The sequence below is a fragment of the Pseudomonas sp. WS 5412 genome (assembly GCF_012985615.1).
In the GTDB taxonomy this organism is placed as follows: domain Bacteria; phylum Pseudomonadota; class Gammaproteobacteria; order Pseudomonadales; family Pseudomonadaceae; genus Aquipseudomonas; species Aquipseudomonas shahriarae.
In genome coordinates, this window is sequence record NZ_JAARMB010000001.1 from 524,808 (window position 1) to 551,120 (window position 26,313).

22 protein-coding genes are annotated in these 26,313 nt (G+C 61.8%); 12 read left to right on the forward strand and 10 right to left on the reverse strand.

Going from position 1 to position 26,313, the window contains the following annotated elements:
* Nucleotides 1–118 precede the first annotated feature (118 nt).
* Entirely contained in the window at nt 119–400 is a 282-nt protein-coding gene (locus HBR94_RS02510; protein WP_038443110.1) for an HU family DNA-binding protein, read from the forward strand.
* A 68-nt stretch (nt 401–468) separates the two neighbouring features.
* Here HBR94_RS02510 and rlmF read toward each other — a convergent pair whose 3' ends face one another.
* The 5 genes from rlmF to HBR94_RS02535 form a co-directional block, all read right to left on the reverse strand.
* Nucleotides 469–1,485: a 23S rRNA (adenine(1618)-N(6))-methyltransferase RlmF gene (gene rlmF, locus HBR94_RS02515; RefSeq protein WP_057958549.1), complete on the reverse strand. Its 1,017-nt coding sequence runs from the start codon at nt 1,483–1,485 to the stop codon at nt 469–471.
* A gap of 138 nt (nt 1,486–1,623) precedes the next feature.
* On the reverse strand, nt 1,624–4,470 hold the full coding sequence (locus HBR94_RS02520; RefSeq protein ID WP_170044089.1) for a valine--tRNA ligase: 2,847 nt from the start codon (nt 4,468–4,470) through the stop codon (nt 1,624–1,626).
* A gap of 213 nt (nt 4,471–4,683) precedes the next feature.
* Nucleotides 4,684–5,067, reverse strand: a complete 384-nt coding sequence (locus tag HBR94_RS02525; RefSeq protein ID WP_170044090.1) for a DNA polymerase III subunit chi — start codon at nt 5,065–5,067, stop codon at nt 4,684–4,686.
* A gap of 7 nt (nt 5,068–5,074) precedes the next feature.
* The gene (locus HBR94_RS02530; protein WP_170044091.1) at nt 5,075–5,503 is read right to left on the reverse strand and encodes a DNA polymerase III subunit chi; all 429 of its coding nucleotides are present in this window, start codon (nt 5,501–5,503) and stop codon (nt 5,075–5,077) included.
* 65 nt (nt 5,504–5,568) lie between these two features.
* A complete protein-coding gene (locus HBR94_RS02535; RefSeq protein WP_170044092.1) occupies nt 5,569–7,059 on the reverse strand; it encodes a leucyl aminopeptidase in 1,491 nt (496 codons plus the stop codon).
* A 282-nt stretch (nt 7,060–7,341) separates the two neighbouring features.
* On the opposite strand from HBR94_RS02535, the gene lptF reads away from it, so the two are divergent.
* The 10 genes from lptF (at nt 7,342) to tadA (ending at nt 17,835) form a co-directional block, all read left to right on the forward strand.
* Complete coding sequence (gene lptF / locus HBR94_RS02540; RefSeq protein ID WP_057958552.1) at nt 7,342–8,460, forward strand: LPS export ABC transporter permease LptF; 1,119 nt, start codon at nt 7,342–7,344, stop codon at nt 8,458–8,460.
* Nucleotides 8,453–9,532, forward strand: coding sequence for an LPS export ABC transporter permease LptG (gene lptG / locus HBR94_RS02545; protein ID WP_057958553.1), 1,080 nt, complete (start codon nt 8,453–8,455; stop codon nt 9,530–9,532). Before lptF ends, lptG begins: the two co-directional genes overlap by 8 nt.
* A gap of 152 nt (nt 9,533–9,684) precedes the next feature.
* On the forward strand, nt 9,685–11,484 hold the full coding sequence (gene lepA, locus HBR94_RS02550) for a translation elongation factor 4 (RefSeq protein WP_003210439.1): 1,800 nt from the start codon (nt 9,685–9,687) through the stop codon (nt 11,482–11,484).
* 5 nt (nt 11,485–11,489) lie between these two features.
* Entirely contained in the window at nt 11,490–12,344 is an 855-nt protein-coding gene (lepB, locus tag HBR94_RS02555; protein ID WP_057438278.1) for a signal peptidase I, read from the forward strand.
* Nucleotides 12,345–12,498: 154 nt separating this feature from the next.
* The gene (gene rnc, locus HBR94_RS02560) at nt 12,499–13,188 is read left to right on the forward strand and encodes a ribonuclease III (protein WP_029297476.1); all 690 of its coding nucleotides are present in this window, start codon (nt 12,499–12,501) and stop codon (nt 13,186–13,188) included.
* On the forward strand, nt 13,181–14,083 hold the full coding sequence (gene era, locus HBR94_RS02565) for a GTPase Era (protein ID WP_029297473.1): 903 nt from the start codon (nt 13,181–13,183) through the stop codon (nt 14,081–14,083). Before rnc ends, era begins: the two co-directional genes overlap by 8 nt.
* Before the next feature lie 166 nt (nt 14,084–14,249).
* The gene (gene recO, locus HBR94_RS02570; protein ID WP_057438280.1) at nt 14,250–14,939 is read left to right on the forward strand and encodes a DNA repair protein RecO; all 690 of its coding nucleotides are present in this window, start codon (nt 14,250–14,252) and stop codon (nt 14,937–14,939) included.
* Between the two features lie 51 nt (nt 14,940–14,990).
* Complete coding sequence (pdxJ, locus tag HBR94_RS02575) at nt 14,991–15,734, forward strand: pyridoxine 5'-phosphate synthase (protein ID WP_057438282.1); 744 nt, start codon at nt 14,991–14,993, stop codon at nt 15,732–15,734.
* A gap of 230 nt (nt 15,735–15,964) precedes the next feature.
* Nucleotides 15,965–17,344 (forward strand): multicopper oxidase family protein, encoded by a 1,380-nt coding sequence (locus tag HBR94_RS02580; RefSeq protein ID WP_170044093.1) that lies wholly within the window; start codon nt 15,965–15,967, stop codon nt 17,342–17,344.
* Nucleotides 17,344–17,835 carry a tRNA adenosine(34) deaminase TadA gene (gene tadA / locus HBR94_RS02585; RefSeq protein ID WP_057958555.1) on the forward strand — a complete coding sequence of 164 codons (492 nt, stop codon included), beginning with the start codon at nt 17,344–17,346 and terminating at the stop codon, nt 17,833–17,835. Before HBR94_RS02580 ends, tadA begins: the two co-directional genes overlap by 1 nt.
* An 85-nt stretch (nt 17,836–17,920) precedes the next feature.
* Here the strand turns inward: tadA and cmoB are convergent, their stop codons facing one another.
* The 5 genes from cmoB to lon form a co-directional block, all read right to left on the reverse strand.
* On the reverse strand, nt 17,921–18,877 hold the full coding sequence (cmoB, locus tag HBR94_RS02590) for a tRNA 5-methoxyuridine(34)/uridine 5-oxyacetic acid(34) synthase CmoB (RefSeq protein ID WP_057438288.1): 957 nt from the start codon (nt 18,875–18,877) through the stop codon (nt 17,921–17,923).
* Nucleotides 18,874–19,617, reverse strand: a complete 744-nt coding sequence (gene cmoA / locus HBR94_RS02595; protein ID WP_170044094.1) for a carboxy-S-adenosyl-L-methionine synthase CmoA — start codon at nt 19,615–19,617, stop codon at nt 18,874–18,876. The genes cmoB and cmoA overlap by 4 nt, the downstream gene beginning before the upstream one ends.
* A 192-nt stretch (nt 19,618–19,809) precedes the next feature.
* Nucleotides 19,810–20,457, reverse strand: coding sequence for a lysoplasmalogenase (locus tag HBR94_RS02600; RefSeq protein ID WP_170044095.1), 648 nt, complete (start codon nt 20,455–20,457; stop codon nt 19,810–19,812).
* 1 nt (nt 20,458) lies between these two features.
* The gene (locus HBR94_RS02605; protein WP_057438294.1) at nt 20,459–20,851 is read right to left on the reverse strand and encodes a protease inhibitor I42 family protein; all 393 of its coding nucleotides are present in this window, start codon (nt 20,849–20,851) and stop codon (nt 20,459–20,461) included.
* A 190-nt stretch (nt 20,852–21,041) separates the two neighbouring features.
* Entirely contained in the window at nt 21,042–23,462 is a 2,421-nt protein-coding gene (gene lon / locus HBR94_RS02610) for an endopeptidase La (protein WP_057438296.1), read from the reverse strand.
* A 387-nt stretch (nt 23,463–23,849) separates the two neighbouring features.
* Between lon and HBR94_RS02615 the strand changes: the two genes are divergently transcribed.
* Entirely contained in the window at nt 23,850–26,186 is a 2,337-nt protein-coding gene (locus HBR94_RS02615) for an EAL domain-containing protein (protein WP_169959720.1), read from the forward strand.
* Nucleotides 26,187–26,313 lie beyond the last annotated feature (127 nt).

The following is a 26,313-nucleotide window of genomic DNA, read 5'->3' on the forward strand; positions in this document are numbered from 1 at the left end:
ATCTATAACCCCGATCTCTCGCGGTTATGGCCAGGGGTGCCAGGCCATGACGGTCGGGCTCGATGGCTGACACTGCACTCTGCAATCCAAATGAATTTGATAGGGAAGGAACACCACAATGGCTTTGACTAAAGACCAACTGATCGCTGATATCGCCGAATCCACTGATACCACCAAGGTTCAAGTACGTGCCGTACTGGAGCAACTGGCTCAGATCGTTGGTGACCAGCTGGACAACGGCGGCGAAATCACTCTGCCAGGTGTTGGCAAGCTGAAAGTGACCGAGCGTCCAGCCCGTACCGGCCGTAACCCTTCGACTGGCGCTGCCATCGAAATCGCTGCGAAGAAAGTGATCAAGCTGGTTGTGGCCAAAGGCCTGACCGACTCGATCAACAAGTAAGACGCAGCAAAAAAAAACCGTGCACCGGAGCGATCCGGGCACGGTTTTTTGTTGCCTGCGATTTACCTCTAGCGCACCCAGCGCTGGCGCCAGATCTGCTGCTCGTTCTTGGTCTGGAAGGTCCAGGCCACAAAACGGCTCTGTTTCTGGCCCTGGGACATCTCCACTACCTGGCTTTCCAGGGCACCGGCTTTTTTCAGCGCGGTCTCGATGGCAGGCAGGTTGGAGGCTTTTGACACCAGGGTGCTGAACCACAGCACTTTATGGGCGAAATGCGCGCTTTCGGCGATCAATTGCGTGACAAACCGCGCTTCGCCGCCCTCACACCATAGCTCTGCCGACTGGCCGCCGAAGTTCAGTACCGGCAACTTGCGCTTGGGGTCGGCCTTGCCCAGGGCGCGCCACTTACGCTCGCTGCCTTTGGTCGCTTCGTCCATGGAGGCATGGAACGGCGGGTTGCACATGGTCAGGTCAAAACGCTCACCCGGCTCCAGCAGCCCCAGCAGAATATGTTTCGGGTTGGTTTGCAGGCGCAGTTGGATGACCTTGCTCAGGTCGTTGGACTGCACGATGGCCTTGGCGGCCGCCACGGCGGTAGGGTCAATCTCGGAGCCGAGGAAATTCCAGCGGTAATCCATGTAGCCGATCAGCGGGTAGACGCAGTTGGCGCCCATGCCGATATCCAGCACCTTGACGATCGAGCCACGGGGGATCTTGCCGTCGTTGACACTGGCCAGCAGGTCGGCGAGGAAGTGCACGTAGTCGGCACGCCCTGGCACCGGAGGGCACAGGTAGTCAGCCGGGATATCCCAGTGCTGCACGCCATAGAACGCCTTGAGCAGCGCCCGGTTGAACACCCGCACCGCGTCCGGGCTGGCGAAGTCGATGCTTTCCTTGCCGTAGGGGTTGAGGATCACGTACTGGGCCAGTTCCGGCGTAGTCTTGATCAGCGCCGGGAAGTCGTAACGGCCCTGGTGGCGGTTGCGCGGATGCAGAGTGGCCTCTTTGCGTGGCACCACGGGCTTGGCTGTGGCGGCGGTTTTCGGCTTCTTGCGGGGCGGTTTGGGTGTGCTGGGGGCGGTCATGATGATTCTGGTGTTGGCTCAAAGTGGCGGCCATTGTCACACATCCTGAGCCCGCCCCGGGCAAATGTGGGAAGCGGGGTGTTTTCCAGGGCCAAAAAAAAGAGACCCGAAGGTCTCTTTTTTTACGCGGGTTGCCTCTTACAGGCTGGAAATCCGCGCATGTTGCTCCGCCAGCTTGCCCAACGCCTGTTCGGCCTCGGCCAGCTTGGCGCGTTCCTTGTCGATGACTTCGGCCGGGGCCTTGTCCACGAAGGCTGCATTGGACAGCTTGCCGCCCACGCGCTGCACTTCGCCCTGCAGGCGCAGGATTTCTTTGTCCAGGCGCGCCAGCTCGGCACCTTTGTCTATCAGGCCGGCCATCGGCACCAGCACTTCCATCTCGCCGACCAGTGCGGTGGCAGACAGCGGTGCTTCGGCGCCGTCAGCCAATACGGTGATCGACTCCAGCTTCGCCAGCTTCTTGAGCAGGGCGTCATTCTCGGTGAGACGGCGCAGGTCCTCGGCACTGGCATTCTTCACGAACACCGCCAAAGGCTTGCCTGGGCCGATGTTCATCTCGGCGCGGATATTGCGCGTGCCGAGCATCAGGGTCTTGAGCCATTCGATATCGCTTTCGGCAGCCTCGTCGATGCGTGCTTCATTGGCCACTGGCCAAGGTTGCAGCATGATGGTCTTGCCTTCGATACCGGCCAGCGGCGCCAGGCGCTGCCAGATTTCTTCGGTGATGAACGGCATGAACGGATGCGCCAGGCGCAATGCCACTTCCAGCACGCGCACCAGGGTGCGACGGGTACCGCGCTGGCGCTCGACCGGCGCGTTCTCGTCCCACAGCACCGGCTTGGAGAGTTCCAGGTACCAGTCGCAATACTGGTTCCAGATGAACTCGTACAAGGCCTGGGCGGCCAGGTCGAAACGGAACTGGTCGAGTTGGCGGGTCACTTCGGCTTCGGTGCGCTGCAGCTGCGAGATGATCCAGCGATCAGCCAGGGACAGCTCAAAGGCTTCGCCGTTCTGGCCGCAGTCTTCGCCCTTGTCCAGCACGTAGCGCGCTGCGTTCCAGATCTTGTTGCAGAAGTTGCGATAGCCTTCGACGCGACCCATGTCGAACTTGATGTCGCGACCGGTGGACGCCAGCGAGCAGAAGGTGAAACGCAGGGCGTCGGTGCCGTAGCTGGCGATGCCGTCGGCGAACTCGTCGCGGGTCTGCTTCTCGATCTTTTTCGCCAGTTTTGGCTGCATCATGCCCGAAGTGCGTTTCTGCACCAGGGTTTCCAGGTCGATACCGTCGATGATATCCAGCGGGTCCAGGACGTTGCCCTTGGACTTGGACATCTTCTGGCCCTGGCCATCACGTACCAGGCCGTGTACGTACACGGTCTTGAACGGTACCTGCGGGGTGCCGTCTTCATTCTTCACCAAGTGCATGGTGAGCATGATCATCCGGGCAACCCAGAAGAAAATGATATCGAAGCCGGTGACCAGCACGTCGGTGGAGTGGAACTTCTTCAGGAACTCGGTCTGCTGCGGCCAGCCCAGGGTCGAGAAGGTCCACAGGCCGGCACTGAACCAGGTGTCCAGTACGTCGTTGTCCTGCTGCAGCGCCACGTCCGGGCCGAGGTTGTGCTTGGCGCGCACTTCGGCTTCATCGCGGCCGACATAGACTTTGCCAGACTCGTCGTACCAGGCCGGAATGCGGTGGCCCCACCACAATTGACGGCTGATGCACCAATCCTGGATATCGCGCATCCACGAGAAGTACATGTTTTCGTACTGTTTGGGCACGAACTGGATACGGCCATCTTCCACGGCAGCAATCGCCGGCTCGGCCAACGGTTTGGTCGACACATACCACTGGTCGGTCAGCCACGGCTCGATCACGGTGCCGGAGCGGTCGCCTTTTGGCACTTTCAGGGCGTGGTCGTCCACGCTGACCAACAGGCCGGCGGCATCGAATGCGGCAACGATCTGCTTACGTGCTTCGAAACGGTCGAGACCGGCGAACTCAGCCGGGATCCTGCCGTCGATGCTGTCGTTCAGCGTGCCGTCGAGGTTGAACACCTGGCAAGCGGGCAGTACGGCAGCGTTTTTATCGAAGATATTCAGCAGCGGCAGGTTATGGCGCTTGCCGACTTCATAGTCGTTGAAATCGTGGGCCGGGGTGATTTTCACGCAGCCGGTGCCGAATTCAGGGTCGCAGTAGTCGTCCGCGATGATCGGGATGCGGCGGCCTACCAGCGGCAGCTCGACGAACTTGCCGATCAGTGCCTGGTAACGCTCGTCGTTCGGGTTAACCGCTACGGCAGCGTCGCCGAGCATGGTTTCCGGACGGGTGGTAGCGACGATCAGGTAGTCGTTGCCTTCGGCGGTCTTGGCGCCGTCGGCCAGCGGGTACTTGAGGTTCCACAGGAAACCCTTCTCGTCGTGGTTTTCCACTTCAAGGTCGGAAATCGCTGTGTGCAGCTTGGTGTCCCAGTTGACCAGGCGCTTGCCACGGTAGATCAGGCCATCTTCATGCAGGCGCACGAAGGCTTCCTTGACCGATTCCGACAGGCCATCGTCCATGGTGAAGCGCTCGCGGCTCCAATCCACCGACGAGCCGAGACGACGGATCTGACGGCTGATATTGCCGCCGGAATGGTCTTTCCATTCCCAGATCTTCTCCAGGAACTTCTCGCGGCCCAGGTCGTGACGGTTTTGGCCAGTGGCTTCCAGTTGGCGCTCCACCAGCATCTGGGTGGCGATACCCGCGTGGTCGGTGCCTGGCTGCCACAGGGTGTTGCGGCCCTGCATACGGCGGAAACGGATCAACGCATCCATGATCGCATTGTTGAAGCCATGGCCCATGTGCAGGCTGCCAGTGACGTTCGGCGGCGGAATCATAATGGTGTAGGACTCGCCCGCACCTTGCGGAGCGAAATAGTTCTCGGACTCCCAGGTCTGGTACCAGGAAGTTTCAATAGCGTGCGGCTGGTAGGTCTTATCCATGCGCGGCGGGACCCTAGTTGGCATTTATTCAGGAAAGCCGGCAAGTATAACGAGGGATAGGGGAGAGGGCGAGACGAAGAGAGGGGCTAAGGCTGGCGCGGGTCAAATGTGGGAACGGGCTTGCCCGCGATAGCGGTTTGTCAGTCATCGACAAATCGACTGATCCACCGCCATCGCGGGCAAACCCGCTCCTACAGGGGATATCTATGTGGCTTAGGACTGGTACTGGCTAAGCAACCGCTCCATCCGCGCATCCATCCGGCGCTTGATCTCGGTTTCGATATGCGGGGCAAAGTCGTCGATCACGTCCTGCATGATCAATTGCGCAGCGGCGCGCAGTTCGTTGTCCAGGTGCAGCAACAGGGCATCGGGGGCTTTTTCGGCGGCGGGCGCTGCCTGGACGACGGGCGGCTCGACTGGCGCGGCGACGGCTGGCTTGGCGCCGACCGTATCGAACAGCAGGGGGATCTGTACCTCTTCTGCGACAGTATCGGTCAGCAGCGGCGGTTGCAGGTTGTCATCACCCAGCAACTGGCGGATCGACTCGAGGTCGTCCAGCAGGTGGTCAGACGGTTTTAGCGGATTTGAAGTGTCCATCATGTGCTCAGAGTCGCTGTAATCGGTGATCTTGCAGAGAATAGCCCTGTTCGCGGTAGAAACGGAAACTCTCACGCGCGGCCTGACGAATAGCCGGATCTTCCACCACCACTTCCGCGACCCGGGCAAACCCCTTGGCGAAGGCTGGCACTTTCAGGTCCAGGTTGACCAGCAGGTCATGGTGATCGCCACAACTGTCGCTCACACCCAGCACCACCTGGCTGTCCGGCTCCGATTCTGCGGGGCCGTGGGGCACAAAGCTCTCGCCCTTGAAGCGCCACAGGCGGGCATCGAGGTCGTCACGCTGGGCGGCATCGCTGCAGTGCAGGTAGATGCGGTGGCCCATGCGCCAGGCCTTTTCCGTGAGTTTGCAGGCAAAGTCCAGGCGAGCCGACGGATCGGCGCTGGGCAATATATAGAAGTCGACTTGGGTCATTACATTTCCAGGCAGGCACGCAAAAACCTGTAGGAGCCTGTAAATCGGCTCCTACAGAGTTGCGTTTAGGCTTTGGCGCGATCCAGCAGGTACTGGGTCAGCAACGGCACCGGACGGCCGGTAGCGCCTTTGTCCTTGCCACCGCTGGTCCAGGCGGTGCCGGCGATATCCAGGTGGGCCCAGTTGAAGTTCTTGGCAAAACGCGACAGGAAGCACGCCGCCGTGATGGTGCCGGCCTTTGGCCCGCCAATGTTGGCGATGTCGGCGAACGGGCTGTCCAGTTGCTCCTGGTACTCATCGAACAGTGGCAACTGCCAGGCGCGGTCGTCGGCCGCCTTGCCGGCGCTGAGCAATTGCTCTACCAGTTCGTCGTTGTTGCCCAGCAGGCCCGAGGTGTGGGAGCCGAGGGCGACGATACAGGCGCCGGTCAGGGTGGCGATATCAATCACCGCCTGGGGCTTGAAGCGCTCGGCGTAGGTCAGGGCATCGCACAGCACCAGGCGGCCTTCGGCGTCGGTGTTGAGGATTTCCACGGTCTGGCCGCTCATGGTGGTCACGATATCGCCTGGGCGGGCAGCACCGCCGCTCGGCATGTTTTCGGCACAGGCCAGGATGCACACCAGGTTGATCGGCAGCTTGAGCTCCAGCACGGCGCGCAGGGTACCGAACACACTGGCGGCGCCGCCCATGTCGTACTTCATCTCGTCCATGCCGGCACCCGGCTTGAGGCTGATGCCGCCGGTGTCGAAGGTGATGCCTTTACCGACCAGGGCGAACGGTTTGTCGGCTTTCTTGCCGCCGTTGTATTGCATGACGATCAGGCGGGGCGGCTGGTCGCTGCCCTGGCCCACGGCATAGAACGAGCCCATGCCCAGTTCTTTGATCTTCTTCTCGTCGAGGACTTCGACTTTCAGGCCCTTGAATTCTTTGCCCAAGGCCTTGGCCTGTTCACCGAGGTAGGTCGGGTGGCAGATGTTGGGTGGCATATTGCCCAGGTCGCGGGTGAACGCCATGCCCGCGGCGATGGCCTGGGCGTGGGTGGTGGCGCGCTGTACTTCAGCCTGGGCGGCCTTGATGGTCAGCAGGGTGATTTTCTTCAGGGCGCGGGGTTCGGCTTTCTGGCTCTTGAACTGTTCGAACGTGTAACCACCGTCCAGCAGGGTTTCGGCCAACAGGCGGGTCTTGCCGTAGCTGTCGCGGCCCTTGACCACGATTTCGTCCAGCGCCAGTGTCGCATCGCTGCCGCCCAGGCCCTTGAGGGTGTTGAGGATGGCGCTGATGATCTTGCGGAACGGGCGGTCGCCCAGTTCGGCATCCTTGCCCACACCCACCAGCAATACGCGGTCGGCTTTGAGGTTAGGCAGGCCTTGCAACAGCAGGCTTTGCCCGACTTTGCCGGCCAGGTCGCCACGCTTGAGCACCGCGCTGATGGCGCCACCGCTCAGTTCATCGACTTGTTTGGCGGCCGCGCCGAGCTTGCGGTCTTCGCCGATGGCGACCACGAGGGTGGCGGTCTTCAACGTTTCGGGGCTAACGCTTTTTACAACCAATTCCATGTTCGGGTCCCTTATATAAGGTCAAAGAGCCTGGAGTCTGTACTCCGGCCTGTGGGCTGGGCCGCCTGTAGACGGCCGCGACAAAGCCCGCAGTTTGTACCGCGCCGCCCGAGCCTGACAACCCTTGACGCCAGCTTTGTGCATGGGTGTGAGCAAGCTCCGTGACAGGCGCGGACAATCACAGGATAATGCGCCATCTTTTTCGCCGGCCCGTGTCAACGGGGCGACTTGATATGCTTGCTTGTTTGGCCGCCTTAGCCTGACAACCCTGGAGTGTCTGGTTTGATCGTCTTCCGTTATCTGTCCCGCGAAGTTCTGCTGACCCTGAGTGCCGTAAGTGCGGTACTGCTGGTCATCATCATGAGTGGTCGTTTCGTCAAATACCTGGCCCAGGCCGCCTCGGGTGCCCTGGATCCAGGCTCGTTGTTCCTGATCATGGGGTTCCGTCTGCCTGGCTTCTTGCAGCTGATCCTGCCCCTGGGCCTGTTTCTCGGGATCCTGCTGGCCTATGGCCGGCTCTACCTCGAAAGCGAGATGACCGTGCTGTCGGCCACCGGCATGAGCCAGCAGCGTCTGCTGGCCATGACCATGGTCCCGGCCACCGGCGTAGCGCTGGTGGTGGCCTGGCTGAGCCTGAGCCTGGCACCCCAGGGCGCCATGCAATTTCAGCTGGTGCTCAACAAACAGGACGCGATGACCGAGTTCGACACCCTCGAGCCGGGGCGCTTCCAGGCGCTCAACGACGGCACCCGCGTGACCTACACCGAGCGCATGACCGACGATCGGGCCAACCTCGGCGGTGTGTTCATCTCCGAGAAGCGCCTGGGCCAGGACAAGAAAGACCGAGGCATTTCCGTGCTGGTGGCCGATAGCGGGCGCCAGGAAGTGCGTCCGGACGGCAGCCGCTACCTGATCCTGGAAAACGGCTACCGCTACGACGGCAGCCCCGGCCAGGCCGACTACCGTGCCATCAAGTACGACACCTACGGGGTCATGCTGGCCCGGCCGGATGTGAGCAACGAGGTCACCGACCGCGATGCCATCCCGACCTCAGCCCTGATCGGCAGCAAGCAACTGCGCTCGATTGCCGAGCTGCAATGGCGTATTTCCCTGCCACTGCTGGTGTTTATCGTCACCTTGATGGCGGTGCCGCTGTCCCGGGTCAACCCGCGCCAGGGCCGCTTCCTCAAGCTGCTGCCGGCGATCCTGCTGTACATGGCCTACCTGACCATCCTGATTTCCGCCCGTGGCTCCCTGGAGAAGGGCAAGCTGTCGCCGACCCTGGGGCTGTGGTGGGTCCACGGCATCTTCCTGGTAATTGGCCTGGGCCTGCTGTATTGGGAACCGATTCGCTTGAAAATGCAGAGCCGTCGCGGCATGAAGGAGATGGCTCGTGGGTAAGTTGGATCGCTACATCGGTAGCAGCGTACTGGTCGCCATCCTGGCGGTATTGGGCATCATCCTCGGCCTGGCGTCGTTGTTTGCCTTCATTGATGAAGTGGGCAACGTCACCGATACCTATACGGTCACTGACGTACTGAGCTACGTGGCGCTGACCGCGCCGCGCCGGCTCTACGACATGATGCCGATGGCCGCACTGATCGGCTGCCTGATCGGCCTGGGCAGCCTGGCCAGCAACAGCGAGCTGACCATCATGCGCGCCGCGGGGGTGTCCATTGCCCGTATCGTCTGGGCGGTGATGAAACCCATGCTGCTGCTGATGGCCACCAGCGTATTGATCGGCGAATACGTGGCGCCACCGGCGGAAACCACCGCCCAGGCCAACCGTGCGCTGGCCCAGGGCTCGGGCGACGCGCAGAGCTCCAAGCGGGGCCTGTGGCACCGCCAGGGCGATGAATTTATCCACATCAACGCCGTGCAACCCGGTGGCCTGCTGGTGGGTGTGACCCGCTATCGCTTTGATGAAGAGCGCCACATGCTGTCGTCGAGCTTTGCCAAACGGGCACAGTTCAATGACAACCAGTGGGTGCTGAGCGATGTCACCACCACCCATTTCCGCAACCCCGGCAAAGGCACCGAGGCCAGCACCGAGGTGATCAACGAGCCGACACAGACCTGGGACATCGCCCTCAAACCGGAACTGCTCAATACCGTGGTGATGGTCCCGGAAAGCCTGCCGATCTCCGGTTTGTGGAGCTATATCCACTACCTCAAAGACCAGGGCCTGAACAACGGCCGCTACTGGCTGGCATTTTGGGTCAAGGTGTTGCAGCCGGTGGTGACCGCTGCCCTAGTGCTGATGGCGATTTCGTTTATTTTCGGCCCGTTGCGCTCGGTAACCCTGGGCCAGCGGGTATTTACCGGGGTATTGGTCGGTTTCACCTTCCGCATTGCCCAGGACCTGCTGGGGCCGTCGAGCCTGGTATTCGGCTTCTCGCCGCTGTTTGCGGTGCTGGTGCCGACCGGCATCTGTGCCCTGGCCGGGTTCTGGCTGCTGCGGCGGGCCGGTTGATCCGCGGTTGTTGAACAAAAAATGCCCCATTCGCAAGAACGGGGCATTTTTGTTATTGGTCGTCAAAGATGACGTCTGGCCTGAGCATCAGGTACAATTCCCGGCTATTTTTCAGCGGGCAATCTGCCTGCAGCCTTTTTGAGTGTTGATCCGTGAGTGATTTGAGTCATATCCGCAATTTCTCCATCATCGCCCACATTGACCATGGTAAGTCGACGCTGGCCGATCGATTCATCCAGATGTGCGGCGGCCTTGCCGAGCGTGAAATGGAAGCCCAGGTCCTGGACTCCATGGACCTCGAACGCGAGCGCGGGATCACCATCAAGGCCCACAGCGTTACCCTGTACTACACCGCCAAAGACGGTATCAAGTACCAGCTGAACTTCATTGACACCCCGGGCCACGTCGACTTCACCTACGAAGTCAGCCGTTCCCTGGCCGCCTGCGAAGGCGCGCTGTTGGTGGTGGACGCGGGGCAGGGCGTTGAAGCCCAGTCCGTGGCCAACTGCTACACCGCGATCGAGCAGGGCCTGGAAGTCATGCCGGTGCTGAACAAGATCGACCTGCCACAGGCCGATCCGGACCGTGTGAAGGAAGAAATCGAAAAAATCATCGGCATTGACGCCACCGACGCCGTCGAGTGCAGCGCCAAGACCGGCCTGGGTGTCGACGAAGTGCTCGAGCGCCTGGTCAAGACCATTCCTGCGCCAACCGGTAACTACGAAGATCCGCTGCAAGCGTTGATCATCGACTCCTGGTTCGACAACTACCTGGGCGTTGTGTCCCTGGTACGCGTGCGCCATGGCCGGGTGAAGAAGGGCGACAAGATTCTGGTCAAGTCCACCGGCAAGATCCACCTGGTGGACAGCGTCGGTGTATTCAACCCCAAGCACACCGCTACCACTGATCTGAAAGCCGGTGAAGTAGGCTTCATCATCGCCGGTATCAAGGACATCCACGGTGCGCCGGTCGGTGACACCCTGACCTTGAGCTCGACGCCTGATGTCGACGTGCTGCCAGGCTTCAAGCGCATCCAGCCCCAGGTCTACGCCGGCCTGTTCCCGGTCAGCTCCGATGACTTCGAGGATTTCCGCGAAGCCCTGCAAAAGCTGACCCTCAACGACTCGTCGTTGCAGTACACCCCGGAAAGCTCCGACGCCCTGGGCTTCGGCTTCCGCTGCGGGTTCCTGGGCATGCTGCACATGGAAATCATCCAGGAGCGCCTGGAGCGCGAGTACGACCTGGACCTGATCACCACCGCGCCAACCGTTATTTTTGAGCTGGCGCTGAAAACCGGTGAAACGATTTACGTCGACAACCCGTCCAAGCTGCCGGATCTGTCGTCGATCGAAGACATGCGCGAACCGATCGTGCGCGCCAATATTCTTGTGCCGCAGGAACACCTGGGCAACGTCATTACCCTGTGTATCGAAAAGCGTGGCGTGCAGCACGACATGCTGTTCCTCGGTACCCAGGTCCAAGTGACCTACGATTTGCCGATGAACGAAGTGGTCCTGGACTTCTTTGACCGTCTCAAATCCACCAGTCGCGGCTATGCTTCGCTGGATTACCATTTCGACCGTTATCAATCGGCCAATCTGGTGAAGCTCGATGTGCTGATCAACGGCGACAAGGTCGATGCCCTGGCGCTGATCGTGCACAAGGATAATGCGCACTACAAAGGTCGCCAGTTGACCGAGAAGATGAAGGAACTGATTCCGCGCCAGATGTTCGACGTTGCGATCCAGGCCGCCATTGGCGGGCAGATCATTGCGCGGACCTCCGTCAAGGCTCTCAGAAAGAACGTACTGGCCAAATGCTATGGCGGCGACGTCAGCCGTAAGCGCAAGCTGCTTGAGAAGCAAAAGGCCGGTAAAAAACGCATGAAGCAAGTGGGTAACGTGGAAATTCCACAAGAAGCCTTCCTTGCGGTGCTCAGGTTGGATAGTTAGGTCCTATGTCACTAAATTTCCCGCTGTTGCTGGTCATCGCCGTTGCCGTCTGTGGCTTCCTGGCGCTGCTCGATCTGCTGTTCTTCGCCCCGCGTCGCCGGGCGGCCATCGCGTCCTATCAGGGCAGCGTCAGCCAGCCCGATGGCGTGGTGATCGAGAAGCTGAACAAAGAGCCCCTGCTGGTTGAATACGGCAAGTCGTTCTTCCCGGTGTTGTTCATCGTGCTGGTGCTGCGCTCGTTTCTGGTAGAGCCGTTCCAGATTCCTTCGGGTTCGATGAAGCCAACCCTGGATGTGGGCGACTTTATCCTGGTGAACAAGTTTTCCTACGGGATCCGCTTGCCGGTGATCGACAAGAAAATCATCGAGGTGGGTGATCCGCAGCGCGGCGATGTGATGGTGTTCCGCTACCCAAGCGACCCGAACGTCAACTACATCAAGCGTGTGGTCGGCCTGCCGGGTGACGTGATTCGCTACACCAGCGACAAACGCCTGTTCGTCAATGGCGAGTCGGTGGCTGAGAAACTCATCGGTGCCGAGCCGAATACCCTGGGCAGCGCCGAGCTGTACGAGGAAAAACTCGGGGCGGTAGAGCACCAGATCCGCAAGGAAATGAGCCGCTACCGTTCGCCGCCCGACAACCAGTGGACCGTGCCTGCCGGGCACTACTTCATGATGGGCGACAACCGCGACAACTCCAACGACAGCCGCTACTGGGATGATCCAAGCATTCCCAAGGAGCTGCTGGGCATGGTTCCGGACCAGAATATCGTCGGCAAGGCCTTCGCGGTCTGGATGAGCTGGCCCGAACCCAAACTCAGCCACCTGCCGAATTTCTCGCGGGTGGGGCTGATCAAGTAATCCATGCGGCGCTGTGAACACAGCGCCGAATGCTTTTCTGGGGCTTGGACATTGGTCCGGCCTCGAGCGATACGCAGCATTGCCAGGATTTGAATTTGAACACAGCGTTAATCGTCGATGGCCTTTGCCGCCACGTACTGAAAGTAGGTAAACCGTGAGCGTTTCTTTGAGTCGTCTTGAGCGTCAGCTCGGCTACACCTTCAAGGACCAGGAATTGATGGTCCTTGCCCTCACACATCGCAGTTTTGCCGGGCGCAACAATGAACGCCTGGAATTCCTCGGTGATGCCATTCTCAACTTCGCCGCTGGCGAAGCCTTGTTCAACCGCTTCCCCCTGGCCCGTGAAGGCCAGCTGTCGCGTCTGCGCGCGCGCCTGGTGAAAGGCGAGACCCTGGCCGTACTGGCCCGTGGTTTTGACCTGGGCGAGTACCTGCGCCTGGGGTCCGGCGAGTTGAAAAGCGGCGGTTTCCGTCGCGAGTCGATCCTGGCCGATGCCCTGGAAGCCCTGATCGGCGCGATCTATCTCGATGCCGGGATGGAAGTGGCCAAGGAGCGGGTCATGGCCTGGCTGGCGTCGGAAATCGACAGCCTGACCCTGGTGGATACCAACAAGGATCCCAAGACCCGCCTGCAGGAATTTTTGCAGTCGCGCGGCTGCGAACTGCCACGCTACGAAGTGGTGGATATCCAGGGTGAGCCGCATTGCCGTGTGTTCTTCGTCGAATGCGAAGTCACCTTATTGAACGAAAAAAGCCGAGGTCAGGGTGTGAGCCGTCGTATTGCCGAACAGGTAGCGGCCGCTGCAGCACTGATTGCCCTGGGCGTGGAGAATGGCCATGACTGATTCAACCGCAACACGCTGTGGCTATGTTGCCATCGTCGGCCGTCCCAACGTGGGCAAGTCCACGCTGCTCAACCACATCCTCGGGCAGAAGCTGGCGATCACCTCGCGCAAGCCGCAGACCACCCGCCACAACATGCTAGGCATCAAGACCGAAGGCAACGTGCAAGCGGTCTATGTCGATACCCCGGGCATGCACAAAGGTGGCGAGAAAGCCCTGAACCGCTACATGAACAAGACCGCTTCGGCGGCGTTGAAAGACGTCGACGTGGTGATCTTCGTGGTTGACCGTACCAAGTGGACCGATGAAGACCAGATGGTGCTGGAGCGTGTGCAGTACGTCACCGGCCCTTTGATCGTCGCGCTGAACAAGACCGACCGCATCGAAGACAAAGCCGAGCTGATGCCGCACCTGAGCTGGTTGCAGGAACAACTGCCGAACGCCCAGATCATGCCGATCTCGGCCCAGCACGGGCACAACCTCGAAGCCCTGGAGCGGGTGATCGCCGGCTACCTGCCGGAGAACGAGCACTTCTTCCCGGAAGACCAGATTACCGACCGCAGCAGCCGCTTCCTCGCCGCTGAACTGGTACGCGAAAAAATCATGCGCCAGATGGGCGCCGAGCTGCCGTACCAGATCACCGTGGAAATCGAAGAGTTCAAGCAGCAGGGCAAGACCCTGCATATCCATGCGCTGATCCTCGTCGAACGTGACGGCCAGAAGAAAATCATCATTGGCGACAAGGGCGAGCGCATCAAGCGCATCGGCACCGAGGCGCGCAAGGACATGGAATTGCTGTTCGATTCCAAGATCATGCTTAACCTGTGGGTGAAGGTTAAGGGTGGCTGGTCCGATGATGAGCGTGCACTGCGCTCCCTGGGCTACGGCGACCTGTAATCAGCCTTTAGTAACACCGCAGGACAAAGTGTGGGAGCGGGCTTGCTCGCGAATGCAATGGATCAGTCACCAGATGCTTTGGCTGACCCACCGCATTCGCGAGCAAGCCCGCTCCCACATTGGATAGTCGTTGTTTTCCAGACCGTGTTCCCGCAGCGAGAACCCCATGTCCCCAACCCCACCCCCCAGCCAACCCGCCTACGTCCTGCACAGCCGCGCCTACCGCGAGACCAGCGCCCTGGTGGACTTCCTCACGCCCCAGGGCCGGCTGCGCGCGGTGTTGCGCAGCGCGCGGGGCAAGGCGGGCACGCTGGCGCGGCCATTCGTGGCCCTGGACGTGGAGTTTCGCGGCAAGGGCGAGCTGAAAAACGTCGGCCGCCTGGAAAGCATCGGCACCTCGGCCTGGCTCAATGGCGAGGCGCTGTTCAGCGGCCTCTACCTCAATGAACTGCTGATCCGCCTGCTGCCCGCCGAAGACCCGCACCCCGCAGTGTTCGATCACTACGCTGCGACTCTGCTGGCCCTGGCCGAAGGCCGCCCCCTGGAGCCGCTGTTGCGCGCTTTCGAGTGGCGTCTGCTCGACGACCTGGGCTACGGTTTTGAACTGAGCAACGACCTGCACGGCGAGCCCATCGCCAGCGACGGCATGTACCGCCTGCAGGTGGATGCCGGCCTGGAGCGCGTCTACCTGCTGCAACCCGGCCTGTTTCAGGGCACCGAGTTGCTGGCCATGGCCGACGCCGACTGGAGCGCCCCCGGTGCCTTGTCTGCAGCCAAGCGCCTGATGCGCCAGGCCCTGGCCGTGCATCTGGGCGGTCGGCCGCTGGTCAGTCGCGAGTTGTTTCGAAAGCCCTGACATCCCCGTGTATGCTGTGCGCCGATTCTTTCCCTTTTCAGGAGCGCTTCCGTGACCACCAGCAATCGCATTCTTCTTGGCGTCAACATCGACCACGTCGCCACCCTGCGCCAGGCCCGGGGCACTCGCTACCCTGATCCGGTCAAGGCCGCGCTGGATGCCGAAGAAGCCGGCGCCGACGGGATCACCGTGCACCTGCGCGAAGACCGCCGGCACATCCAGGAGCGCGACGTACTGGTGCTCAAGGATGTGCTGCAAACGCGCATGAACTTCGAAATGGGCATCACCGAAGAAATGATGGCCTTCGCCGAGCGCATCCGTCCGGCGCATATCTGCCTGGTCCCGGAAACCCGCCAGGAACTCACCACCGAAGGCGGCCTGGATGTCGCCGGCCAGGAAGCGCGGATCAAGGCGGCAGTCGAGCGTCTGTCGCAGATCGGCAGTGAAGTCTCGCTGTTTATCGACGCCGACGAACGGCAGATCGAAGCCTCGCGCCGCGTGGGCGCCCCGGCCATCGAGTTGCACACCGGCCGCTACGCCGATGCCACCACCCCCACCGAAGTGGCCGAAGAACTGCAGCGCATCATCGACGGCGTGGCCTGTGGCCTGCGCGAGGGCCTGATCGTCAACGCCGGCCATGGCCTGCACTACCACAACGTCGAAGCCGTGGCGGCGATCAAGGGCATCAACGAACTGAACATCGGCCACGCGCTGGTGGCGCACGCGCTGTTCGTCGGTTTCAAAGGAGCGGTTGCCGAAATGAAAGCGCTGATCCTGGCTGCCGCTAAGCCCTAATCAACGCTGGGCTTGTGTGGGAGCGGGCTTGCCCGCGATAAGGGCGTTTCAGTCGATACCTCTATTGACTGACACAGCGCCATCGCGGGCAAACCCGCTCCCACACAAGCTTGCTCCCACATAAGGCCTTTCCCACATGCGGCAATGCGAAGCCTTACTGTTTAGCCGGTAGGGGTGTATCGTATTTGCCCTTTGCGGGCCTTGGGCCTGCGCAGATTTGTGAGGTTGTTGTGTCCCGATCCTTTTCCCGTCGACAAATCCTTGGTGGCCTCGTCGGCCTGGCAGTCGTGGGTGTCGGTGCCGGTGGCGCCTATCGCTACTGGCTGGGGAAAGTCGCGGACGCCAGCGCCGGGCGCGATTACGAGTTGATCGCCGCACCGTTGGACGTGGAACTGGTGCCGGGACACAAGACCGAGGCTTGGGCCTTTGGCCCTTCGGCGCCGGGCACCGAGTTGCGCGTACGCCAGGGCGAATGGCTGCGGGTGCGCTTTATCAACCATCTGCCGGTTGCCACCACCATCCACTGGCACGGCATCCGCCTGCCCCTGGAAATGGACGGCGTGCCCTACGTCTCGCAACTGCCGGTATTGCCCGGTGAGTATTTCGACTACCAGTTCCGCGTGCCGGATGCCGGCAGCTACTGGTATCACCCCCATGTCAGCAGCAGCGAAGAACTGGGTCGTGGCCTGGTCGGCCCGTTGATTGTCGAAGAGCGCGAGCCCACCGGCTTCAAGCACGAACGCACCCTGAGCCTGAAAAACTGGCATATCGACGAGCAGGGTGAATTTGTCGAGTTCAGCATCCCCCGCGAAGCAGCCCGTGGCGGTACGGCCGGGCGCCTGTCGACCATCAACGGTGTGCCGCAGGCGGTCATCGACCTGCCTGCCGGGCAAATCACCCGGGTGCGCCTGCTCAACCTCGACAACACCCTGACCTATCGCCTGAATATCCCCAACGTCGAGGCGCAGATCTACGCGCTGGACGGCAACCCCATCGAGCCACGGCCCCTGGGCAAGGAATACTGGCTGGGCCCGGGCATGCGCATCTGCCTGGCAATCAAAGCCCCGCCGGCCGGCGAAGAGCTGTCGATCCGCAATGGCCCGGTGCGCCTGGGCACCTTCCGCTCGGTGGCCAACACCGACGCCCCCGGCGAGTGGCCACCGGCGTTGCCGGCCAACCCGATTGCCGAGCCCGACCTGGCGAATGCCGAGAAGCTCAACTTCAATTTCGAATGGGTCGGCTCGGTCTCGGTCGATGTCGAAAACAGGCCGCCGAGCCTGTGGCAGATCAACGGCCAGGCCTGGGATATCACCGACAAGACCTGCGCCGACCGCCCGATTGCCAAGCTCGAGTTGGGCAAGAGCTATATTTTCGAACTGAAGAACATGACCCAGTACCAGCACCCGATCCACCTGCATGGCATGAGTTTCAAGGTCATCGCCTCGAACCGCCACAAAGTCACGCCGTACTTCACCGACACCTACCTGCTGGGCAAGAACGAACGCGCTCGCGTGGCGTTGGTGGCGGATAACCCTGGGGTGTGGATGTTCCACTGCCATGTGATCGACCATATGGAAACCGGCCTGATGGCCGCCATCGAGGTGGCGTGATGCGTCAGATACGCCCCACGGCGATTATCGACCGCAGCCGCGACCAGGACTTTATGCGCGAAGCCCTGGCCCTCGCCGCCCAGGGCGCGGCCCTCGGCGAAGTGCCGGTGGGCGCGGTGCTGGTGCAGGACGGCGAAATCATCGGGCGCGGCTTCAATTGCCCGATCAGCGGCAGCGACCCCAGCGCCCACGCCGAGATGGTCGCCATCCGCGCGGCGGCCCAGGCCGTCAGCAACTACCGCCTGCCGGGCAGCACCCTGTATGTGACCCTGGAACCGTGCAGCATGTGCGCCGGGCTGATCGTCCACTCGCGCATCGCGCGGGTGGTGTACGGCGCGCTGGAGCCCAAGGCGGGGATTGTGCAAAGCCAGGGGCAGTTCTTTACCCAGGGCTTTCTCAATCATCGAGTGATGTATGAAGGCGGGGTGTTGGCCGAGGAGTGCGGAGCGGTGTTGAGTGAGTTCTTCAAGGCGCGCCGGGCTAAACCCTGACCTCAATGTGAGAACCAGATCAATGTGGGAGCAGGCAAGCCAGCTCCCACATTTTTGATCTGTATTTTCTCAGGGCGATTGGGGGTTACTTCTTGGCGATGATCACCGCACGCATCGGTGCCGGCAGCCCTTCAATCGTCTTGCTGTGATCCTCAGGGTCGAGGAAGTCACTCAGGGACTGATACTTCATCCACTCTGTCCCGCGCTGTTCCTCGACCGTGGTCACGCTCACATCCACGCAGCGCACCTCAGTGAAGCCGGCACGCCGCAGCCATAGCATCAGCGCCGGCACCGAGGGCAGGAACCACACATTGCGCATCTGCGCGTAACGGTCTTCCGGCACCAGTACCTGTTGTTGATCGCCCTCGATCACCAACGTTTCCAGCACCAGCTCGCCGCCCTTGACCAGGCAATCCTTGAGCGCCAGCAAATGCTCGATCGGCGAGCGGCGGTGGTAAAACACGCCCATGGAGAACACCGTGTCAAAACCTTCCATGTTCGGCGGCAGGTCTTCGAACGGGAAGGGCAGGTGCCAGGCGTTGGGCGCCGACAGGTAGCGCTGCACCGCCTGGAACTGGCAGAAGAACAACCAGTTGGGGTCCACGCCAATCACACTGTCGGCGCCGGCGCCGAGCATGCGCCACATGTAGTAGCCGTTGCCACAGCCCACATCGAGGATGCGCTTGCCCGCAAGGTTCAGGTGCGGCGCGACCCGCGACCATTTCCAGTCCGAGCGCCATTCGGTGTCCACATGCACCCCGAACAGGTTGAACGGACCTTTGCGCCATGGGCTCAGGCCCATCAGCGCGGCATGCATCTGCTCACGGGTTGCGTCATCGCAATCGGTGTCGAGGGTCAGGCCGTTCAGCAGGTCGACTTCGCTTGGCAGGATCTTGGGCAATGCGTCCAGCGCACTTTGCCAGCGCGCCAGGTCGCCATGGCCCTTTTCCATTTTTGCATCGAGTTGTGCTTGCAGGCCCTGGGCCCACACGGCCAGGGGAGTGCCGACCAGATGGCGGGCGAGGGGGGACAGATCAATCATGGCAAGGCAATCAACGAGGCAAAGTTAAGACACTGGAACCACGGCACGACTTTCGAGAACCCGGCCGCCAGCAGGCGTTCGCGGTGTTCTTCGAGGCTGTCGGGCTTCATGACGTTTTCGATGGCGCTGCGCTTCTGGGCGATTTCCAGTTCGCTGTAGCCGTTGGCGCGTTTGAACGCTACGTGCAGATCGGTGAGCAACGTATGTTCTTCGGGATCATTGAAGCGCAGTTTTTCCGAGAGAATCAGCGCGCCACCGGGCAGCAGCGATTGGCGAATCCGCCCGAGCAAGGCTAGGCGCTCCTCGGGGGCTATAAATTGCAGGGTGAAATTCAGCGCCACCACCGAGGCCGGCTGGAACTCTAGGGCGAGGATATCGCCTTCGATCACCTCCACCGGCAGCAGCTCCTGGAACATCGAGTCCTGGCCGTTGAGGTATTCGCGGCAGCGCTCGACCATCGCCGCCGAGTTATCCACAGCGATCACCCGGCAACCGTCGGTGCGCACGTGGCGACGCAGGGCCTGGGTCACCGCGCCCAGGGACGAACCCAGGTCATACAGCACGCTGCCCGGCTGGGCAAACTGCGCCGCCAGCACGCCGAGGTTCTCGACAATCGTCGGGTAACCGGGCACCGAGCGCTTGATCATGTCCGGGAACACCCGCACCACGTCCTCGTTAAAGGCGAAGTCCGGCACCTGGGGCAAGGGCTGGGCGAATAGGCGATCGGGTTCTTTGCTCACGGCTGTTCCGGCGACGAAGTGGAAAAGGCCGGCATTTTAGCCAACTTGGCCGAGCGATGCGCGCCTTCTCTGATCTGTGGCGAGCGGGCTTGTTGTGGCGAGCGGGCTTGCCCGCGCTGGACTGCGCGGCAGTCCCATCTAGGGGGCCGCTGCGCGCCCCAACGCGGGCAAGCCCGCTCGCCACAGGGGGAGTCAGGTCAGGGGCGTGCGGCGCGGCTGGGAAAAGGCCGAGGCGGTGATGCCCCACTGGCCCAACCAGTAGGTGATGATCAACAGGTACGGTGCGGCATCGAAGGTCACCACAAAGCGGTTGATGCCGATCAGCGTGTCGGAAAACACAAACAACGCCGCGCCGACGGCCGCCAACTGCGCCGAGCGCTTGGGTACGTCGCTGCTCAGGCGCGCCAGTGCACGCCAGAGCATGGCGCTGATCACCAGCGCATACACCACCACCGGAATCAGCAAGTCGCCCAGGCCGTGGGATATCAGGATGCTCAACAGGATCGCCCCAACCCCCAGGGCCAAGGCCAGCGGTAACAGGGCCGGGCGCCGGCAGTCGCTGAAGTAGGCCTTGAGATACGCCAGGTGCGCGAACAAAAACGCGCCCAGGCCGAAGATAAACAGGTCGCCAGGCCAGGCCAGCAACACATCGCCCACCACGGAGAAAATCAACCCCAGACTGATCCAGCGTCGATAGTCACTGGGCGGCGCATCATGCAGCCAACCCAACAGCGCCAGTACCGGCAGCGGCTTGACCAACAGGCACAGCAAGGTGGCATGCGTGCTCAGGCCGTAGATAAAGGTACCCGCACCCATCAACGCAAGAATCATCCATGGCATATCAGTTCACCGTAATGGCGCAGTCAAAGGTGTCCACCGGATTCACTTCCGGGGCCCAGGGTTGTTGGGAGGTCAGGCGCAGGCGGCCAGTGCCTGCGGTAAAGGCCTGGAAGCGCCAGGTGGATTGCCCGGCGGCACCCACTACGCCGGCGTCCTCGGGGTTGCTGTAGACCTCGGGGCCGAGGCTGCGCAGCACGCCGCCGGCCGAATCCTGGATCGCCCAGCGATAACCGGTGGTGGGGTTGCTCGGCAAGGTCAGGGTCAGGTTTTGCCCGGCCTTGAGCTTGAGCGGGCAGGCGCTCTGTTTTTCGACGGTGACGTTTTGCTTCGGTGCACTGGCGCAAGCCGCGAGCAGGGCGAGGCTTAGCGGAAGAAGCAGGCGGGCAGCGGTCATGAAGGCTCCGTTTATTGGCGACGAAGGGCGAGCATAACCGAAGATGAGACAAGGTGTTACAGCAGGGTTTTGTGTTGAGGCGGCTGACGCCATCGCGGGCAAGCCCGCTCCCACATTTTGATATGTGAACACATTCAAGTGTGGGAGCGGGCTTGCCCGCGATGAGGCCAGTGCCAACGCTACAGATCTATCAGAACAACACCTTCGCCACATCCGCAAAGCGCTTGGCAAAGTGCACCGTCATGCCTTCCTTGAGGTACTCCGGCAATTCTTCAAAGCTGCCCCGGTTGGGCTCCGGCAGGATCAGTTCATGGATCTTCTGGCGCCGCGCCGCAATCACCTTCTCGCGCACGCCACCAATCGGCAGTACGTGCCCGGTCAGGGTCAGTTCGCCGGTCATGGCCACGCCTTTTTTCGGCGGCTGGTTGCGCGCCAGCGACAGCAATGCACTGGCCATGGTCACCCCGGCACTCGGGCCGTCCTTGGGCGTGGCGCCTTCCGGCACGTGCAGGTGCACGAAGGCTTCGTCGAAGAACTTCGGGTCACCGCCAAACGACTTCAGGTTGGAGCTGATGTAGCTATAGGCGATTTCGGCGGATTCCTTCATCACTTCACCCAACTGCCCGGTGAGCTTGAACCCACGATTGAGCGTGTGGATACGCGTCGCCTCGATCGGCAAGGTCGCGCCGCCCATGCTGGTCCAGGCCAGGCCGGTGATGACACCCGTGCCCGACAGTACCTGCTCGTTGCGGAACACCGGCATGCCCAGGGAGCTTTCCAGGTCCTTGTTGCCGATCTTGATCACCGAGTCCGGCTCATCCAGCAGCTTGACCACCGCCTTGCGCACCAGCTTGCCCAGTTGCTTCTCCAACTGGCGCACCCCGGCTTCACGGGCATAGCCGTCGATCAGCGCGCGCAGGGCGCCATCGGTGATGCTCAGGCTGTTCTTGGCCACGCCGGCTTTTTCCAACTGCTTTGGCCACAGGTGACGCTTGGCAATGGCGACTTTTTCTTCGGTGATATAGCCCGACAGGCGAATCACTTCCATACGGTCCAGCAATGGGCCGGGGATCGAGTCCAGGGTGTTGGCGGTGCACACGAACAGCACTTTGGACAGGTCCAGGCGCAGGTCCAGGTAGTGATCGAGGAATTCGACGTTCTGTTCCGGGTCGAGGGTCTCCAGCAGGGCCGACGCCGGGTCGCCCTGGTAGCTCTGGCCCATCTTGTCGATCTCGTCGAGCATGATCACCGGGTTCATCACCTCCACATCCTTGAGCGCCTGCACCAGCTTGCCCGGCAGGGCGCCGATGTAGGTGCGGCGATGGCCCTTGATTTCGGCCTCGTCGCGCATGCCGCCGACGCTGAAACGGTAGAACGGCCGCCCCAGAGACTCGGCGATGGATTTGCCGACGCTGGTCTTGCCCACACCCGGCGGGCCTACCAACAGCACGATGGAACCGGCGACTTCGCCTTTATAGGCGCCGACCGCGAGGAACTCGAGGATGCGACTCTTGATGTCGTCCAGCCCCGCATGGTGTTTATCCAGGACTTTGCGTGCGTGTTTGAGGTCGAGTTTGTCCTCGCCATACACGCCCCACGGCACCGAGGTCGCCCAATCCAGGTAGTTACGCGTGACCGCGTATTCCGGCGAGCCGGTTTCGAGGATCGACAGCTTGTTCAGCTCTTCATCAATGCGTTTCTGCGCCTGGGCCGGCAGCACCTTGCCTTCCAGGCGCTGCTCGAACTGTTCGACGTCGGCGCTGCGATCGTCCTTGGTCAGCCCCAGCTCCTGCTGGATCACCTTGAGTTGTTCCTTGAGGAAAAACTCGCGCTGGTGCTCGCCGATCTTGCGGTTCACCTCGGCGGAGATTTCCTTTTGCAGGCGCGCGACTTCCACCTCTTTGCGCAGCATCGGCAACACTTTTTCCATGCGCTTGAGCATTGGCACGCAGTCCAGCACTTCCTGCAACTCGTTACCGGTGGCCGAGGTCAGCGCGGCGGCGAAGTCGGTCAGGGGCGACGGGTCGTTGGGGCTGAAGCGGTTGAGGTAGTTCTTCAGCTCTTCGCTGTACAGCGGGTTGAGCGGCAGCAGTTCCTTGATCGCATTGATCAGGGCCATGCCGTAGGCCTTGACCTCATCGGTCGGCTCGCTGGGCTGGTGCGGGTATTCGACCTCCACCAGATACGGTGGGCGGTGGTGCTTGAGCCAGGTCTTGATGCGCACGCGGGTCAGGCCCTGGGCAACGAACTGCAGCTTGCCGTTTTCGCGGCTGGCGTGATGCACCTTGACCAGGGTGCCGTACAACGGCAGGGCAGAGGTATCGAAATGCCGCGGGTCTTCGGGCGGCGTGTCCATGAAGAACAGCGCCAGGGAGTGGTGGTCGGATTTGCTCACCAGCTCCAGGGTCTCGGCCCAGGGTTCTTCATTGACGATCACCGGCAACACTTGCGCCGGGAAGAACGGCCGGTTGTGGATCGGGATGATATAGACCTTGTCCGGCAGATTTTGCCCAGGCAGGGCCAGGCCGGTGTTGGACGATGGAGTTTCAGCGTTTTCGGGGTCGGCGTAGTCGTTGAGGTCGATATCGGGGAATTCTTGCTGGTCGCTCATGGGGCACCTGCACAGTGAAGTATGGAGGTTAGATGGGGCAGGTGAGCGGTGGTTTCAATGGCCCGGCGTGGTTAGCAACAAATTGCATGACATTTTCGAAGACCCCTGTGGCACTGGCTGTTTGTGCGACACCCAGAACCCTTCAGCAAATCAGGGGCGATTTTATGCCTGCGTGCGCCGTTTAGACGGTGATCTGTCGTCAAAATAATGTCAGCAAACCTCCCGTATTTATTAGGTTTACTTCTGCTCGGCGAAGACTAATCTGGGTTTTCCAAATGTTCGGCATCGACGGGCATTTATTTGACACCGGGCCGCCAGTCGCGAGGGAAGCGTATGACAAAAGGGCGCTTGAGCTGGGGCGTGGGCACGCTGCCAGGAGGCAAGCGGATGAAATGGCGCCACGCCTTCCAGGCGCGGCTGGCCGGGGTGTTGGCGTTGCTGCTGCTGGTCGTGGTGGGCGCGGTGTATTTTGCCGTGAAAGTGGCCACCACCCGGGCTGTGGAAAATCAGGCCCTGGTGCAACTGGAGACCGGCAGCCGAGTGTTCGAGCGCCTGCTGGACCTGCGCGGGCGGCGCCTGCAATACGGCCTCGACTGGCTGACGGTGGACGAACAGTTGCGCCGTGCCGTCGCTGAGGGCCAGCCGGCGGCGATCCTTGCGGCCCTGCACCGGCAGGGCAGCGGCATCCGTTCCAGCGAGGTGTTTGTGCTGGGGCTGGATGGGCAGGTCATTGTCAGCACCCTGGCTGGCGTGCCGGCGCAGCAAGTCTTTCCCTACGCCGAGGCGCTGCGTCAGGCTCGGCGCAATTCCCTGCATATGCTCGTCGTCTCCCTGGCCGGCCGGCCGTTTTTGCTGGTCCAGGAAGATGTGCTGGACCCGCTGCCCATTGCGCGGGTGGTCATGGGCTTTTCCATGGATGAGGTGTTTGCCGCCGAGTTGCGCTCCCTGAGCAACCTGGAGGTGTCGTTCATGAGCGTGGACAAGGGCCAGCCGGGCGCCTTGTTCAGCACCCAGCCCGTGACCGATCGCCCGGCCATTATCGAGGCGCTACAGGCTTCGCACCCCAGGGCGCTGGCACAAATAAGCGAGTTTCACGGCCAGCGTTTTCTCAGCCAGGTGCTGCCCCTGGCCAACACCGGCGATGGCGGGCAAGTCATGGCCTTGCTGCAAAGCCCGCTGGACCAGGCCCTGCAATCCTTTGCGCCGCTGGACCGGCAATTTCTCGGCATCGCCCTCGCGGCCCTGCTGGTCTCGCTGGTGGGCGCGCTGTTGATGGCGCGCCGCGTGTCGCGCCCGCTCGATGCCCTGGTGCAGGCAGCCGAGCGCATTGGTGGCGGGGATTACCGCACGCCAGTGGCGGTGCGCGGCAAGGATGAATTCGGCCTGCTGGCCCGTGCCTTCAATGCCATGCAAAGCGGCATCGCCGTGCGCGAGCGGCAATTGGCGCACAATGCCCTGCACGATGCGCTGACCGGCCTGCCCAACCGCGCCCTGGCCATGGAGCGCCTGGGCAGTGCGATCAGTGCGCGGCGGCCGGTGGTGTTGCTGTACCTGGGGATTGAAAACTACCGGGTGATCAACGAAGGCTTTGGCCCCCAAGGGGTCGAGGAAATGTTGCGCGAAGCCAGCCGCTGTCTGCTGTCGAGCCTGGCGGCCGGGGATTCGGCGGCGCGCATTACCGGCAGCGAATTTCTGGTGCTGTTGGAAAACACCAAGCTCGACAGCGCCGTGGCCCGCGCCGACCGCCTGTACAGCCTGTTGACCGAGCCGCAGCGGGTGGGTGTCGATGAACTGCGCCACGAAGTGAGCATGGGCATTGCCGCCTACCCCGAAGATGGCCAGCAGGTCGAAGAACTGATCAGCCGCGCGGCCATTGCGCGCCACGATGCGGCCGCGTTGCCCGGCTATCTGCAGATCTATCAACAAGACCGCGACCTTGCCCATCAACGCCAGATCAGCCTGATTCGCGACCTGCGCCGCGCCGCCATCGAAGACGAATTGTTCCTGTGCTATCAACCCAAGCTCGACCTGCGCCACGGCTACGTGCGCCAGGCCGAGGCACTGTTGCGCTGGCAGCACCCGACCCTGGGCCTGGTGTCCCCCGTCGAATTCATCCCCCTGGCCGAACGCTCCGGCAGCATGGCCAGCCTGACCCATTGGGTGATCGAAGAGGCGATCCGTCAGTTGGCAGAGTGGAGCGTGCGCGGGCTGGAGGTGCAGCTGTCGCTGAACATTTCGGTGGACGACCTCGGCGACGAAGGGCTGGCGCCGCGGGTGACCGAACTGCTGGAACTGCATGGGGTGCTGGCCGGGCAGTTGATTTTCGAGATCACCGAAAGCGCGATCATGCACAACCCGGAACAGGCCTTGCGCATCCTCGAGCAACTGCGCGGCTGTGGCATCAGCCTGTCGGTGGACGACTTCGGCACGGGCTACTCGTCCCTGGCCCAGTTGCAGCGCCTGCCGGTGCAGGAGCTGAAGATCGACCAGTCCTTTGTGCGCAACCTCGACAGTACCAGCGGTGACGCGGTGATCGTGCGTTCGACCATCGAGATGAGCCACAACCTGGGGCTCAAGGTGGTGGCCGAAGGGGTGGAGTTCGAACCCAGCCTGAGGCTGCTCAAACAATGGAATTGCGACACCGCCCAGGGCTACCTGATCAGCCGGCCGTTGAATGCCATGGCCTTTGAGATGTGGATGCGCCGGGATCGCAGTACGGTGTGACGGGTCCGGCGCGGTCAAAATATGGGAGAGGGCTTGTGTGGGAGCTGGCTTGCCTGCGATAGCGGTGGGGCAGTGCAACATATGCCAACGGATCCACCGCTATCGCAGGCAAGCCAGCTCCCACATT

What these genes read in the sequence shown, in the direction of transcription:
- HBR94_RS02615 (WP_169959720.1), top strand. Translation starts at nt 23,850, where the DNA reads ATGAAATGGCGCCACGCCTTCCAGGCGCGGCTGGCCGGGGTGTTGGCG.
- HBR94_RS02510 (WP_038443110.1), top strand. Translation starts at nt 119, where the DNA reads ATGGCTTTGACTAAAGACCAACTGATCGCTGATATCGCCGAATCCACT.
- rlmF (WP_057958549.1), bottom strand. Translation starts at nt 1,485, where the DNA reads ATGACCGCCCCCAGCACACCCAAACCGCCCCGCAAGAAGCCGAAAACC.
- tadA (WP_057958555.1), top strand. Translation starts at nt 17,344, where the DNA reads ATGCGTCAGATACGCCCCACGGCGATTATCGACCGCAGCCGCGACCAG.
- HBR94_RS02605 (WP_057438294.1), bottom strand. Translation starts at nt 20,851, where the DNA reads ATGACCGCTGCCCGCCTGCTTCTTCCGCTAAGCCTCGCCCTGCTCGCG.
- recO (WP_057438280.1), top strand. Translation starts at nt 14,250, where the DNA reads ATGTCCCCAACCCCACCCCCCAGCCAACCCGCCTACGTCCTGCACAGC.
- HBR94_RS02535 (WP_170044092.1), bottom strand. Translation starts at nt 7,059, where the DNA reads ATGGAATTGGTTGTAAAAAGCGTTAGCCCCGAAACGTTGAAGACCGCC.
- lepB (WP_057438278.1), top strand. Translation starts at nt 11,490, where the DNA reads ATGTCACTAAATTTCCCGCTGTTGCTGGTCATCGCCGTTGCCGTCTGT.
- HBR94_RS02525 (WP_170044090.1), bottom strand. Translation starts at nt 5,067, where the DNA reads ATGGACACTTCAAATCCGCTAAAACCGTCTGACCACCTGCTGGACGAC.
- lon (WP_057438296.1), bottom strand. Translation starts at nt 23,462, where the DNA reads ATGAGCGACCAGCAAGAATTCCCCGATATCGACCTCAACGACTACGCC.
- HBR94_RS02520 (WP_170044089.1), bottom strand. Translation starts at nt 4,470, where the DNA reads ATGGATAAGACCTACCAGCCGCACGCTATTGAAACTTCCTGGTACCAG.
- cmoB (WP_057438288.1), bottom strand. Translation starts at nt 18,877, where the DNA reads ATGATTGATCTGTCCCCCCTCGCCCGCCATCTGGTCGGCACTCCCCTG.
- era (WP_029297473.1), top strand. Translation starts at nt 13,181, where the DNA reads ATGACTGATTCAACCGCAACACGCTGTGGCTATGTTGCCATCGTCGGC.
- HBR94_RS02530 (WP_170044091.1), bottom strand. Translation starts at nt 5,503, where the DNA reads ATGACCCAAGTCGACTTCTATATATTGCCCAGCGCCGATCCGTCGGCT.
- HBR94_RS02600 (WP_170044095.1), bottom strand. Translation starts at nt 20,457, where the DNA reads ATGCCATGGATGATTCTTGCGTTGATGGGTGCGGGTACCTTTATCTAC.